The sequence below is a fragment of the Streptomyces smaragdinus genome, from assembly GCF_009604385.1.
In the GTDB taxonomy this organism is placed as follows: Bacteria; Actinomycetota; Actinomycetes; order Streptomycetales; family Streptomycetaceae; genus Streptomyces; species Streptomyces smaragdinus.
Map to the genome: position 1 here is coordinate 241,983 of NZ_WEGJ01000005.1, position 14,164 is coordinate 256,146.

General features: G+C 71.4%; 9 protein-coding genes. 6 read left to right on the forward strand and 3 right to left on the reverse strand.

Features of this window, described 5'->3' with window-relative positions:
• Window positions 1-84: 84 nt before the first annotated feature.
• Together SRB5_RS11480 and SRB5_RS11485 are read right to left on the reverse strand one after the other, a co-directional pair.
• Window positions 85-1,524, reverse strand: coding sequence for a WGR domain-containing protein (locus SRB5_RS11480; RefSeq protein ID WP_153451518.1), 1,440 nt, complete (start codon window positions 1,522-1,524; stop codon window positions 85-87).
• Window positions 1,525-1,642: 118 nt separating this feature from the next.
• Window positions 1,643-2,635, reverse strand: a complete 993-nt coding sequence (locus SRB5_RS11485; RefSeq protein WP_323377733.1) for an aldo/keto reductase — start codon at window positions 2,633-2,635, stop codon at window positions 1,643-1,645.
• Between the two features lie 81 nt (window positions 2,636-2,716).
• Between SRB5_RS11485 and SRB5_RS11490 the strand changes: the two genes are divergently transcribed.
• The 6 genes from SRB5_RS11490 to serA all read left to right on the forward strand — a co-directional run bounded on the left by SRB5_RS11490 (window position 2,717) and on the right by serA (window position 12,459).
• Window positions 2,717-3,655: a 2-hydroxyacid dehydrogenase gene (locus tag SRB5_RS11490; RefSeq protein ID WP_153451519.1), complete on the forward strand. Its 939-nt coding sequence runs from the start codon at window positions 2,717-2,719 to the stop codon at window positions 3,653-3,655.
• A 255-nt stretch (window positions 3,656-3,910) separates the two neighbouring features.
• The gene (locus SRB5_RS11495; RefSeq protein ID WP_407703904.1) at window positions 3,911-6,775 is read left to right on the forward strand and encodes a putative bifunctional diguanylate cyclase/phosphodiesterase; all 2,865 of its coding nucleotides are present in this window, start codon (window positions 3,911-3,913) and stop codon (window positions 6,773-6,775) included.
• Between the two features lie 321 nt (window positions 6,776-7,096).
• The gene (locus SRB5_RS11500) at window positions 7,097-8,962 is read left to right on the forward strand and encodes an acetolactate synthase large subunit (RefSeq protein ID WP_153451521.1); all 1,866 of its coding nucleotides are present in this window, start codon (window positions 7,097-7,099) and stop codon (window positions 8,960-8,962) included.
• A gap of 22 nt (window positions 8,963-8,984) precedes the next feature.
• Window positions 8,985-9,509, forward strand: coding sequence for an acetolactate synthase small subunit (gene ilvN, locus SRB5_RS11505; RefSeq protein ID WP_153451523.1), 525 nt, complete (start codon window positions 8,985-8,987; stop codon window positions 9,507-9,509).
• 98 nt (window positions 9,510-9,607) lie between these two features.
• Window positions 9,608-10,606, forward strand: a complete 999-nt coding sequence (gene ilvC, locus SRB5_RS11510; protein WP_323377734.1) for a ketol-acid reductoisomerase — start codon at window positions 9,608-9,610, stop codon at window positions 10,604-10,606.
• Window positions 10,607-10,857: 251 nt separating this feature from the next.
• Window positions 10,858-12,459, forward strand: coding sequence for a phosphoglycerate dehydrogenase (gene serA / locus SRB5_RS11515; RefSeq protein WP_323377735.1), 1,602 nt, complete (start codon window positions 10,858-10,860; stop codon window positions 12,457-12,459).
• A 59-nt stretch (window positions 12,460-12,518) separates the two neighbouring features.
• Here the strand turns inward: serA and SRB5_RS11520 are convergent, their stop codons facing one another.
• Window positions 12,519-14,102, reverse strand: coding sequence for an MFS transporter (locus SRB5_RS11520; RefSeq protein ID WP_153451524.1), 1,584 nt, complete (start codon window positions 14,100-14,102; stop codon window positions 12,519-12,521).
• Between the last annotated feature and the right edge of the window lie 62 nt (window positions 14,103-14,164).

Below are 14,164 nucleotides of genomic sequence, written 5' to 3' on the forward strand. Positions count from 1 at the left end.
TCGGGCGGTCCCGGTCAGGACATCACACCGAGAAGTTCCCCGCCCCCCGGCGCCCGGTACCGCGTCCTGTCCGTGACCCGCCCCTCATCCCAGCCGGCGTATCTCCCCGCGGATCCGGTAGAAGCCGCCCGACGCGGCGTGCACCCCGTCCACCACATAGCGCGCGCCCGGCACCCGTACGGAACGCGGGAACTGCACGTTCCAGTCCCGCTGATAGCCCTCCGACACGATGTGCACACGCACCCGTCCGCCCTCCTGCACGCACTCCAGCACCACCTCGCCGGCCGTCGGCGCGCTGACCGTGGCCACCGTCGTCGCCGGCGTGTACGTGGGCAGCGCCGCCTGGAGCTTGACGTCCACCGGGACCGGCACGCTGCCCCCCTGGGCCGCGGTGACGGCGGCCTCGCTCGCGTCGATGCAGATCAGCGACCCCTCCGTGGTGACGACGTACAGCTTCTCGTCGTGATACTGCATCGACAGCGCCGAGCCGTCGCCCGTCCCGAGCTTCCACAGCCGGGTGCCGCCCTCGTCGAAGCAGTACACCGACGACGCCGCGTCACCGGCGAACACATAGCGCCCGCCCGGCGCCGTGGCGCACGAGTAGACGGCGGAGTCGCACCGGTACTCCGCCTCCAGCACCCCACCGGCCTTCGCCAGCCGCTGCACCCGCCGGTGCGACGTCCCGGCGTACACCGCCGTGTCCTCCTGCCAGCCGAAGAGCACCCCGCCGTCGGTCCGGGTGTGCCACAGCTCCCGCCCGCCGTCGGGGGTGTAGGCCGTGACGCCCTGGGTGTGCCCGTGATACACCGCCCGGTCGTCGGCCCGTACCAGCCAGGCGTGTTCACCGGAGCTGTTGCGCGCCCACTGGTGCTCGTCCTCGTGGTCGATCACGGTGAGCCGGCCTGCGCGGTCGGCGACGTTCAGGATGCCCTCGTGGATGTCGAGCCAGAAGATGTCGACGTCCGCGTTGATGTCGTACGCCGCGAAGGGGACCTTGGAGGACAGGTCGTAGACCCGGCCGTCGTCGCACCCCGCGTAGATCCAGAACTCGTCGGCGACCAGGCACTTCACCCCCTCGGGCAGCTGGAACCGGGAATGCACCGAGCCGTCGTGGCCGAGGGTGAACACATCTCCCGCCTGGTTCCCCACCCAGCAGCGGTCCTCGTCGATGTGGATGCCGAACGCCGCCGCCCCGGTGGCGAAGCGCCACAGCACCGGCGCCGTCGCCCGCGCGGTGGAGGGCGCGGACGTCGTCTGCCGCCGGGTGACCGAGCGGGGCGCGCGCTGCCCCTGCACCGCGGGCGCGTACCCCTTGCGGACCTTCTCCCCGATCTTCTTGGCGGCGGCGGAACGGGCCTTCTGCCAGGTGGGGAAGGACGAGCGCTGCACCGAACCGGCCGCGCCGATCCGCCCGTAGCGGATGGTCACCTCGGTGCCGTCCACCACGACCTCGTAGAACTTGTGCGCGCCGCCGCCCTCTTCGGACAGCTCCAGGTACGTCCGGTCCGAGACCGTGGCAGACATGGCAGAACCCTCCCCGGGTCGCGCCCGGCGGACCTTCGCCGCGGGCACTGCACAGCAGGCTAGGGGGCACCACTGACATTCCTGCCGTCCCGGTGCCACGGAAGGACCGACCCGCGGCTCAGTCCCACGACCCCAGCGCCGGCGGCAGCCCCGCGATCTCCCCCAGATCGGCCGGCGTCAGCCGCAGGTCCGCCGCGGCCGCGTTCTCCCGCACCCACCGCTCGTGCTTCGCGCCCGGCAGCGCCACCACATGCGCCCCCTGCGCCAGCACCCACGCCAGCGCCACCTGTCCCGGCGTCGCCCCGTGCCGCCCGGCGACCCGCCGGAGCCCCGCGACGATCGGCTGGTTCGCCGCCATCATCTCCGCCGTGAACCGCGGATGCCGCGCCCGTACGTCGTCCGGCTCGAAGCCCTCACCGGGCCGCAGCGTGCCGGTGAGGAACCCGTTCCCCAGCGGCATCGCCGCCAGGAACGACACTCCCCGCGCCGCGCACCACGGCACCAGCTCCGCCAGCGCCTCCGGCGACCACACCGACAGCTCCGCCTCCACCGCGGCCACCGGGAACACCTGCTGGACGCGCCGCAGCCGGCCGATCGTCGTGTCGTGCAGCCCCGCGCCCGCGCGCCGCTGTGCCCGCGCACCCACCGCGCAGAACCCCAGCGCCCGCACCTTCCCCGCCGTCACCAGCTCCGCCATGGCGCCCCAGGTCTCCTCGACCGGCACCTCCGGATCCTCCCGGTGCAGCTGGAACAGGTCGATCACATCCGTCTGCAGCCGGCGCAGGGAGGCGTCACAGGCGCGCCGGACCCGCGACGGCCGCCCGTCGGCCACCAGATGCTGCTCACCCACGAGCAGCCCCGCCTTGGTCGACACGAACGCCTCCGCCCGGCGCTCCTTCAACACCCGCCCCAGCAGCAGCTCGTTGGTGAACGGCCCGTACATGTCGGCGGTGTCGAGCAGCGTGACCCCCAGGTCCAGCGCGGCGTTCAGGGCCCGCAGCGACTCCTCGCCGCTGCGTCGCGACGCGGTGTACGCCCAGCTCATCGGCATACAGCCGAGACCCACCGCCCCCGCCGAGAGCGCCCCCGCCCCGATCGTCCTGACCTCCACGCCCCGGACCCCCTCCTTCCGCACGCCTGCGCGAGAAGACCCTAACCGTTCGCCTGCGAACGGCTGACGTAGCCTCTGGCCATGAGCACAGCACAGGTATGGCTGCCCATCCGGCCCGAGTCCATCGACGGTCTGCCGGCGGAACTGGAGTACGTCCACTGGGACGCGGAGCCGGAGTTCCCGGCCGATCCGGCCGACTGCGTGTTCTATGTGGCGCCGTACATGAAGAAGGCCGCCGTCAAGACCCAGCCGCTGGCGCTGATGACGAACCTCAAGGTGCTCCAGACCCTGACCGCCGGCGTCGACCAGTTCCTGCCGGCCCTCCCGTCCCTGCCGCCGGGCGTACGGCTCTGCAACGCCCGCGGCGTCCACGAGGCCAGCACCGCCGAACTCGCCCTCACCCTGATCCTCGCCTCGCTGCGCGGCATCCCCGAGTTCGTCCGGCGCCAGGACAGACACGAGTGGCAGGGCGGCTTCCACCCCGCGCTCGCCGACAAGACCGTGGCGATCGTGGGGTACGGGGCCATCGGCAGCGCCGTCGAGGACCGGCTCGCGGGCTTCGAGTGCGCGCGGGTACTGCGCTTCGCGCGCTCCTCCCGTGCAACACCGCGCGGCCCCGTGCATTCGATCGACCGGATCGGCGACCTCCTCCCCGAGGCGGACGTCGTCGTCCTGGTCACCCCGCTCACCCCGGAGACGAAGGGCCTGGCCGGGGCGGAGTTCCTGGCCCGGATGAAGGACGGCGCCCTGCTCGTCAACGTCGCCCGCGGCCCCGTCGTGGACACCAAGGCCCTGCTGGCGGAAGTGGAATCCGGCCGCCTGCGCGCCGCCCTGGACGTCACCGACCCCGAACCGCTGCCGCCGGGCCACCCCCTGTGGGATGCTCCCGGCGTTCTCGTCAGCCCCCATGTCGGCGGCCCCACCTCCGCCTTCCTGCCCCGTGCCAAGCGCTTGCTGGCCGACCAGCTCCAGCGGTTCGCGGCAGGTGAACCGCTGCGTTTCGTGGTTGCGGAGAGTTAACCCCCGGAACACACCCGGAAGCTCCGCAGTTACGCTGCGTAGAAGAAGTATGTCCCTGAGTGACGAAACTGGTGTATCGTCCCGTCCAGGGGGTGCTCTCGACGAAGGCGGCGTGACGCCGTGGGCCGATGGAGACTCGAGGGGGGCGATGGGCGTGCACGGACAGTGGGCGGGATATCCGGTCGCGGGGCGGGGCAAGCGCTTCACCACGGGTGCCGGTACGGACCCGGGCGCCCGTCCCCGTCGGGAGGCGCGGTGAGTACGCTCGTCGAGCCGGTGCTCCCGGCCCCCTCCCGCCGGCCGGCGCACGGCCGGGTGAGCCTCGTGCCGCAGCTGGTCCTCGCGATCCTCTGCGGGGCGTACGCCACCGGAGCCGCCCTCGGCTGGGGCTCGGCCCGCGCGGCCCTGATCATGGGCGACTTCGGACTGAGCGCCGCCGCCCTCACGGCGTCCGTCTCCTGCCTGCTGTACGCCCGGATCCAGCACAACCGCTTCCGGCCCGCCTGGCTGATGTTCGGCGGCTCGTCCCTGATGGCGGGCCTGGGCAACGGCATCTGGGGGTGGTACGAGGTCGTGCTGGGCCGGGGCGTGCCCTCGCCCTCGGCGGCCGACTTCTGCTTCCTGCTCTTCGCGCCGCCCGCCGTGGTCGGCCTGCTCATCCTCGCCCGGCGGCCGGTGAGCCGGGCCGGCTGGGTCTGCCTCGCGCTCGACACCTGGCTGATCGGCGGTTCGCTGCTCACGATCTCGTGGAGCGTCGCGCTCGCGCACACCACGGAGCGGGCGGACGAGTCGGTGCCCGCCGTCGCGCTCTCCCTGGCGTATCCGCTGCTGGACATCGCGCTCGTGTCGATAGTGCTGGTCCTGCACTTCCGCCGCTCCGCGGCGAACCGCTCCGCCATCAACACCGCGATCGCCGCCCTGGCGCTCACGGTGCTGTGCGACGCGCTGTTCACCTCGCCGCTGCTGCACGAGAACTACCGCTCCGGCCAGATGCTCGACGCCGGCTGGTTCGCCGGTTCGCTGCTGCTGGCGTACGCGCCGTGGGTGGGCCGCCGCTCGGCCGCCGACCCGCCGCCCCCGGCCGGCGACGGACCGCCCGCCGAGCCGCCGCGGCCCCGGCGCGCGACCTCCACCCAGGTGGGCGCCCTGGCGCCGTATCTCGCGGCCGGCGTGTGCACGCTCGGGATCGTCTACAACGTGCTGAGCGGCCGCAGCATCGACCGCGTCGTCCTCCTCACGGCCTGCACGGTGGTGCTCGCGCTCGTGGTCCGCCAGGCCATCATGCTGCTCGACAACATCAGCCTCACCCAGGAGCTGGCCCAGAAGGAGAACCACTTCCGGTCCCTGGTCCAGGGCTCCAGCGACGTCATCATGATCGCCGCCCCCACCGGGGTGCTGCGCTACGTCAGCCCGGCCGCCGCCGGGGTGTACGGCGTACGGGCCGAGGCTCTCGTCGGCGCCGAGCTCGCCAGCCTGATCCACCCGGAGGACCTCGGCCGGGTGCTCCACGAGGTGCGCAGATTCCTCGCGGCGCCCGACGGGGAGGCGAGTTCGACGCGTATCGAGTGCCGCTTCCGGGCCGGGGACGGCCGGGGCGGCGACAGCGGCTGGCTCAACGTGGAGTCCACGGTCAACCGGCACCACGGCGGCCTGATCTTCAACAGCCGCGACGTCACCGAACGCGTCCGGCTCCAGGCCCAGCTCCAGCACAGTGCCTCGCACGACGCGCTCACCGACCTGCCCAACCGCGCCCTGTTCACCGAACGGGTCAACCAGGCGCTCGGCGGCCGACGGGCCTCCGACCGCGGCACGGTCAACCGCGGTACGGCGGTGCTCTTCATCGACCTCGACGGCTTCAAGTCGGTCAACGACACCGTGGGCCACCAGGCGGGCGACGAACTGCTGGTGATCGCCGGCCGCCGGCTCCAGGAGGCGGTGCGCACCGACGACATCGCCTCCCGTCTCGGCGGCGACGAGTTCGCCGTGCTCATCCACGGCCACGGCGACCACACCGACCGCGAGGTGCGGATCTACGAGATCGCCGACCGGATCCGCGCCCGGCTGTCCGAGCCGTACCCCGTGGGCAACGTCGGCGTGGCGGCCGGCGCCCCGGCCGGGAAGGAGGTCCGGGTGACCCCCAGCATCGGGGTGGCCTTCGCCGATCCCGGCGTCAGCCCCGCCGAGCTGATGCGCAACGCCGATCTGGCGATGTACCGGGCCAAGCAGGCGGGAAAGGCCCGGGTGGAGCTGTACGCCCCGCAGATGCAGGCGGACTCCTGGCTCGGGGTGCGGCGCGGCGAGCTCGCCGGACGGCTGAGCGCCGCCCTGCGCGACGGCCAGTTCTCGCTCTTCCACCAGCCGGTCGTGGAGCTGGCCACCGGCCGCACCACCTCGGTGATCGCGCACGCCCGCTGGCGCTCCGCCCAGGGCATCGTGCACACCCCGGCGGAGTTCCTCACCTTCCGCGGCGGCCAGGACGGGGCGCGGACGGCCGAGCTCGGCCGCTGGATGCTGGAGGAGGCCGTGCGGCTGGCCGCCGAGCGGCACCGCGACGGCCATCCTGTCCCGGTGACGGTACGGATCCCCGCGCTGCGCCTGACCGACCGCGGCCTGCCCCCGCAGAACATCGCGGCGCTCCTCACCCGGTACGCGTTGCCCAGCGGCGTGCTCACCCTGGAGATCTGCGACCACGACCCGCGCGCCGCGCTCGACGAGCTCGAACGGCGCATCGCCGCCCTGCGCCATCTGGGCGTACGGATCTCCCTGGACGGCTTCGGCAACGGCCATGCCGCGCTCGGCGCCCTGCGCCGGCTCTCCGTGGACGCCCTGAAGCTCGACCGCAGCCTGATCGAGGGCCTCGACGAGTCGCTGCGCCTGCGGAAGATCACTTCGGGGCTGCTGCGGATCGCGGGAGATCTGGGACTGGACTCGGTGGCCGACGGCGTCGACCGCGCCGAGCAGATCGCCGTCCTGCGCGACCTGGGCTGCCGCCACGGTCAGGGGCTGGCGTTCTCCGGCCCGCTGGACGAGCCGCAGCTGCGCCGGGCGCTGCGGAGCGGAGCCTTCGCCGTCCCCTCCGCGATGCCGGGAGGAGGTGCGTCGGCGGCGCTCCTGACGTGAGCGGTACCACAGCGGACACCCCATGGGGTGATGTACTGCTCAGATAGTGAGACTCGAATCCCATCGGCTTGACACCCCCCTTGAGGCAGGGGCAAGGTCGTGGCCATGCGCACCCGAATTCTCGTACTTGGACAGCGCGTCGGCTGACAGCACCACTCCGACGCGCTCCCCTCGCTTGCCTCCGGGCACGAGGGGTTTTTTGTTGCACAGGCACGGCACAAACACGGCACCGACGCGGCACAGGCACGACACAGCCATCCCGCCGGACCATGAAGACCCTCACGTGAAGCACCATCGAGCATCAGACGAGAAGAGAAGCCGATGACCGAGCAGGCTCCCCCCAGGAGCGAGCCCCATCCGCAGCCGCCGCGCTCGCGGAACGCGGGCCCGCAGCCCACCCCGAGCGCCGAACCGATGACGGGCGCCCAGTCCCTCATCCGGTCCCTCGAGGCCGTAGGGGTCGACACTGTCTTCGGCATCCCGGGCGGCGCGATCCTCCCCGCGTACGACCCGATGATGGACTCCGTCAAGCTCCGCCACATCCTCGTCCGCCACGAGCAGGGCGCCGGCCACGCCGCCACCGGGTACGCGCAGGCCACCGGCAAGGTCGGCGTCTGCATGGCCACCTCGGGACCGGGCGCCACCAACCTGGTCACCCCGATCGCCGACGCCCACATGGACTCCGTCCCGATCGTCGCGATCACCGGCCAGGTCACCTCCAAGTCCATCGGCACGGACGCCTTCCAGGAGGCGGACATCTGCGGCATCACAATGCCCGTCACCAAGCACAACTTCCTGGTCACCGACGCCGACGACATCCCGCGCACCATCGCCGAGGCCTTCCACATCGCGGGCACCGGCCGCCCCGGCCCGGTGCTGGTCGACATCGCCAAGGACGCCCTGCAGGCCCGTACGAACTTCAGCTGGCCGCCGAAGAACGACCTGCCCGGCTACCGCCCGGTCACCAAGCCGCACTCCAAGCAGATCCGCGAGGCCGCCCGGCTGATCACCGAGGCGAAGCGCCCCGTGCTGTACGTCGGCGGCGGCGTGCTGAAGGCCCGCGCCACGGCCGAGCTGAAGGTGCTCGCCGAGCAGACCGGCGCCCCGGTCGTCACGACGCTGATGGCGCTCGGCGCCTTCCCCGACAGCCACCGCCAGCACCTGGGCATGCCCGGCATGCACGGCTCGGTGGCCGCGGTCACGGCCCTGCAGAAGTCCGACCTGCTGATCACCCTCGGCGCCCGCTTCGACGACCGCGTCACCGGCAAGCTGGACTCCTTCGCCCCGTACGCCAAGGTCATCCACGCCGACATCGACCCGGCGGAGATCGGCAAGAACCGCGAGGCGGACGTGCCGATCGTCGGCGACGCCCGTGAGGTCATCGCCGATCTGATCGTCGCCCTCCAGGCCGAGGCCCAGCAGGGCCACACCGGCGACTACACCGACTGGTGGGAGCAGCTCAACCGCTGGCGCGAGACGTACCCGCTGGGCTACGAGAAGCCGGCCAACGGCCAGCTCTCCCCGCAGCAGGTCATCCAGCGCATCGGCCAGCTGGCCCCCGAGGGCACGGTCTTCGCCGCGGGCGTCGGCCAGCACCAGATGTGGGCCGCGCACTTCATCGACTACGACAAGCCGGCCACCTGGCTCAACTCCGGCGGCGCCGGGACCATGGGCTACGCCGTCCCGGCCGCGATGGGCGCCAAGGCCGGCCGGCCCGACACCACGGTGTGGGCGATCGACGGCGACGGCTGCTTCCAGATGACCAACCAGGAGCTGGTCACCTGTGCGCTGAACAACATCCCCATCAAGGTGGCGATCATCAACAACGGCGCGCTGGGCATGGTCCGCCAGTGGCAGACGCTGTTCTACAACCAGCGCTACTCCAACACGGTGCTGCACTCCGGCCCGGGCGCGGACGGCAAGCAGCCGAGCGCGGGCACGAGGGTCCCGGACTTCGTGAAGCTGTCCGAGGCGATGGGCTGCGTCGCGATGCGCTGCGAGTCCCCGGAGGACCTCGACAAGGTGATCGAGGAGGCCAACGCGATCAACGACCGCCCCGTCGTGATCGACTTCATCGTGCACGAGGACGCGATGGTCTGGCCGATGGTCGCCGCCGGCACCTCCAACGACGAGATCCTGGCGGCGCGCGGCGTCCGTCCGGACTTCGGCGACGGCGAAGACGACTGAGAGAGCGGAAGGTACGTATCCCATGTCCAAGCACACGCTCTCCGTCCTGGTGGAGAACAAGCCGGGCATCCTCGCCCGGATCTCCGCCCTGTTCTTCCGGCGCGGCTTCAACATCGACTCGCTCGCCGTGGGCACCACCGAACACCCCGACATCTCCCGCATGACCATTGTGGTGAATGTCGAGGACCAGCCGCTGGAGCAGGTCACCAAGCAGCTCAACAAGCTGGTCAACGTGCTGAAGATCGTCGAACTCGAGCCGACCGCTGCGATCCAGCGGGAGCTCGTCCTGGTCAAGGTCCGCGCCGACAACGAGACCCGGGGCCAGATCGTCGAGATCGTCCAGCTGTTCCGCGCCAAGACGGTCGACGTCTCCCCGGAGGCCGTCACCATCGAGGCCACGGGCAGCGCCGACAAGCTGGAGGCGATGCTCAAGATGCTGGAGCCGTACGGCATCAAGGAGCTCGTCCAGTCCGGCACGATCGCCATAGGGCGCGGCGCCCGGTCCATCACGGACCGCTCGCTGCGGGCGCTCGACCGCTCCGCCTAGGACTTCGGTTAACCCCCGTCAACAACCCCATGAAAGCTCCCCCGCCGGGCCGTGCGTACGGTGGGGGAGCGATCCGCAAGACTCAAGGAGAACCCCAAGTGGCCGAGCTGTTCTACGACGACGACGCCGACCTGTCCATCATCCAGGGCCGCAAGGTCGCGGTCCTCGGCTACGGCAGCCAGGGTCACGCCCACGCGCTGTCGCTCCGCGACTCGGGCGTCGACGTCCGCGTGGGCCTGCACGAGGGCTCGAAGTCCAAGGAGAAGGCCGAGGAGCAGGGGCTGCGCGTGGTGACCCCCGCCGAGGCCGCCGCCGAGGCCGACGTGATCATGATCCTGGTGCCGGACCCGATCCAGGCCAAGGTCTACGAGGAGTCCGTGAAGGACAACCTCAAGGACGGCGACGCGCTGTTCTTTGGACACGGTCTGAACATTCGGTACGGCTTTATCAAGCCGCCGGCGAACGTCGATGTCTGCATGGTCGCCCCGAAGGGCCCGGGCCACCTGGTGCGGCGCCAGTTCGAGGAGGGCCGCGGCGTGCCGTGCATCGTGGCCGTCGAGCAGGACGCCTCGGGCAACGCCTTCGCGCTGGCCCTGTCGTACGCCAAGGGCATCGGCGGCACCCGGGCGGGCGTCATCAAGACGACGTTCACCGAGGAGACCGAGACCGACCTGTTCGGTGAGCAGGCCGTGCTCTGCGGCGGTACGTCCGCGCTGGTGAAGGCCGGCTTCGAGACCCTCGTCGAGGCGGGCTACCAGCCGGAGATCGCCTACTTCGAGTGCCTGCACGAGCTGAAGCTCATCGTCGACCTCATGTACGAGGGCGGCCTGGAGAAGATGCGCTGGTCGATCTCCGAGACCGCCGAGTGGGGCGACTACGTCACCGGCCCGCGGATCGTGAACGAGCAGACCAAGGCCGAGATGAAGAAGGTCCTCGCCGAGATCCAGGACGGCACCTTCGCCAAGGACTGGATGGCGGAGTACGCCAACGGTCTGCCGCGGTACAACGAGTACAAGAAGCAGGACGAGAACCACCTGATCGAGACCACGGGCAAGGAGCTGCGCAAGCTCATGTCCTGGGTCGACGACAAGGCCTGAGCGAAATCCGAGCGCGCTCCCGGACGGTACGGTTCCGCCGTACTCCCGGGGGCGCGCCCCCTCGGACGAGTGATCCTTGCGCAACCCTGGCGGGGAGCCCGCCCCGCCCCGATACACTGCGAAGACAAGCGCGTGCCAGACCCACAGCGTCGTGTGTCCTCTGGGGCCCCGCAGCCCCATGCGCTGCCACCAAACCTCCACGCTGCGGCCGTCGGGACACGGCCGTCCGCATTGGATCCTGTGAGGACCACGTGAGCGATACCAGCCCGAAACCCGTCGTACTCATCGCCGAGGAGCTGTCGCCGGCCACGGTCGACGCCCTCGGTCCCGACTTCGAGATCCGCCACTGCAACGGGGCGGACCGGGCGGAGCTGATCCCGGCGATCAAGGACGTCGACGCCATCCTCGTGCGCAGTGCGACGAAGGTGGACGCCGAGGCCATCGCCGCCGCGGACAAGCTCCGCGTGATCGCCCGGGCCGGCGTCGGCCTGGACAACGTCGACGTCTCCGCCGCCACCAAGGCCGGCGTGATGGTCGTCAACGCCCCGACGTCCAACATCGTCACCGCCGCGGAGCTGGCCTGCGGCCTCATCATCGCCACCGCCCGCAACATCCCGCAGGCGAACACGGCGCTGAAGAACGGCGAGTGGAAGCGCAACAAGTACACCGGCGTCGAGCTCAGCGAGAAGACCCTCGGCGTCGTCGGCCTCGGCCGTATCGGCGTCCTGGTGGCCCAGCGGATGTCCGCCTTCGGGATGAAGGTCGTCGCCTACGACCCGTACGTGCAGCCGGCCCGCGCCGCCCAGATGGGCGTCAAGCTGCTGACGCTGGACGAGCTGCTCGAGGCGTCCGACTTCATCACGGTGCATCTGCCGAAGACGCCGGAGACGCTCGGCCTCATCGGCGACGAGGCGCTGCACAAGGTCAAGCCCGAGGTCCGCATCGTGAACGCCGCGCGCGGCGGGATCGTGGACGAGGACGCGCTGGCCGCCGCCCTCAAGGAGGGCCGCGTCGCGGGCGCCGGCCTGGACGTCTACTCGGTGGAGCCGTGCACGGACTCGCCGCTGTTCCAGTTCGACAACGTGGTGGCCACCCCGCATCTGGGCGCCTCCACGGGCGAGGCGCAGGAGAAGGCCGGTATCGCCGTCGCCCGCTCGGTGCGCCTGGCGCTGGCCGGCGAGCTGGTCCCGGACGCGGTCAACGTCCAGGGCGGGGTCATCGCCGAGGACGTACGCCCGGGTCTGCCGCTCGCCGAGAAGCTCGGCCGGATCTTCACCGCGCTGGCCGGCGAGGTCGCGGTGCGGCTGGACGTCGAGGTGCGCGGCGAGATCACGCAGCACGACGTGAAGGTGCTGGAGCTCTCTGCCCTCAAGGGTGTCTTCGAGGACGTCGTCGCCGAGACCGTCTCCTACGTCAACGCCCCGCTGTTCGCGCAGGAGCGCGGCGTCGAGGTGCGGCTGACGACGAGCAGCGAGTCGCCCGAGCACCGCAACGTGGTGACGGTGCGCGGCACCCTCTCCGGCGGCGAGGAGGTGTCCGTCTCGGGCACCCTGGCCGGCCCCAAGCACCAGCAGAAGATCGTCGGTGTCGGGGACCACGACATCGAGCTCGCGCTGGCCGACCACATGGCGTTCTTCCGCTACGCCGACCGTCCGGGCGTCGTCGGCACCCTCGGCCGGATCATCGGCGAGGCCGGGGTGAACATCGCCGGGATGCAGGTCTCCCGGGCGGAGGAGGGCGGCGAGGCGCTGGTGGCGCTCACCGTCGACTCGGTGATCCCGGCGGGCACGCTCGCGGAGATCGCGGAGGAGATCGGCGCGACCTCGGCCCGCGGGGTCAATCTGACGGACTGACGTACACGTGGGAGGGGCCGCCCGGTGAGTGCCGGGCGGCCCCTCGTCGTACGTACGTCTCACGCCGCCGCCGACAGCTCCGCCCGGCGCTCCACCTCCGCCTTGAGGTCCACCTCCGGCGCCGCCACCCGCAGCCGCCGCAGCGTCACCACGGCCACCACGGCGCCGATGAGCAGCACCGCCGCGCCGCCCGCCGCCGCCCACTGCATCCCGTGCACGAACGCCTCGCGGGCCACCGTCAGCACCGCCTCGCCGTGGGGCAGCCCGGCGGCGATCTGCGTGGCGCCGCCCAGCGTCTCGCGGATGCCGTCCATGGCCTCGGCCGGGATGCCCGCGGGGGCGCCGGACTCCACGTCGGAGCGGTAGACGGCGGTGCCGATCGACCCCAGCACCGCCATGCCCAGCGCCCCGCCGAACTCGTGCCCGGTCTCCATCAGCGCGGCGGCGGACCCGGCCTTCTCCGCCGGGGCGACGGCCAGCGCCAGATCGTTGACCAGGGCGATCACGGCGACGATCCCGCAGGCCAGCACGGCGGCGCCGATCAGCACCAGCCACAGCGAATCGGTGCCGGTGAACGTGAGGATGCCGTAGCCGGCCGCCCCGGTGACGAAGCCGCCGGTGATGACGTACGCCCGGTTGACCCGCTGGCCCAGCGCCGTCGACGCCGGGGCGGCGAAGCCCACCGCCACCGACGGCAGCAGCGACCACAGGGCGGCCTCGAGCGGGCCCATGCCCCGTACCGACTGCAGATACTGCGTGGTGAAGAACGCGGAGCCCATCATGGCGAACGTGGCCAGCGTGGTCAGCGACATCGCCGCCCCGAAGCCCTTGCCCCGGAACAGCTCCCGGCTGATCATCGCGTCCGTCCGGCGCCGCTGGCGCACGGTGAAGAGGGCACCGAAGACCAGCCCGGCGGCCAGTGACCCGGCGGACGCCGTGCTGTAGCCGTCCGCGGCGAACTCCTTCAGCCCGTAGATCAGCGGCAGCACCGCGGCCATCGACAGCGGCACGCTCACCCAGTCGAAGCGCCCGGGCGCCGGGTCCTTGAACTCCGGGACCAGTACCGGCGCCAGGACCAGCAGCATGACCATCGCCGGCACGTTGACCAGGAACACCGAGCCCCACCAGAAGTGCCCCAGCAGGAAGCCGCTCATCACCGAACCGAGCGCGATCCCGCCGGCCATCACCCCGGAGAAGAGCCCGATCGCGGTGGAGCGCTGCTTGTCGTCGCGGAACATGTTCCGCACCAGCGCCATCGTCGACGGCATCAGCGTCGCCCCGCCGACGCCCAGCAGGGCGCGCGCCGCGATCAGCATCTCGGCGCTCTGCGCGTACGCCGCGCCCACCGACGCGGTGCCGAAGGCCAGCGCGCCGAGCATCAGCAGCTTGCGGCGGCCGATGCGGTCGCCGACCGATCCCATCGTGATCAGCAGCCCGGCCAGGGCGAAGCCGTACACGTCGAAGATCCACAGCTGCTGGGTGCTGCTGACGTCCAGGGCCCTGCTGATCTCCGGGACGGCGAAGAAGAGGACGGAGACGTCCATGGAGACCAGGAGGAGGGGGAGCAGCAGAACGACCGTCGCGGTCCATTCCCTGCGTCCGGCGCGGGAGTTCACGGCTGGGTCGGGCGTCGAGTTCGTCATGCCAGGAACCATACGCACGTCTTAAACACTTGTCTAGTACGGGCGTATAAGACGCGCGTACG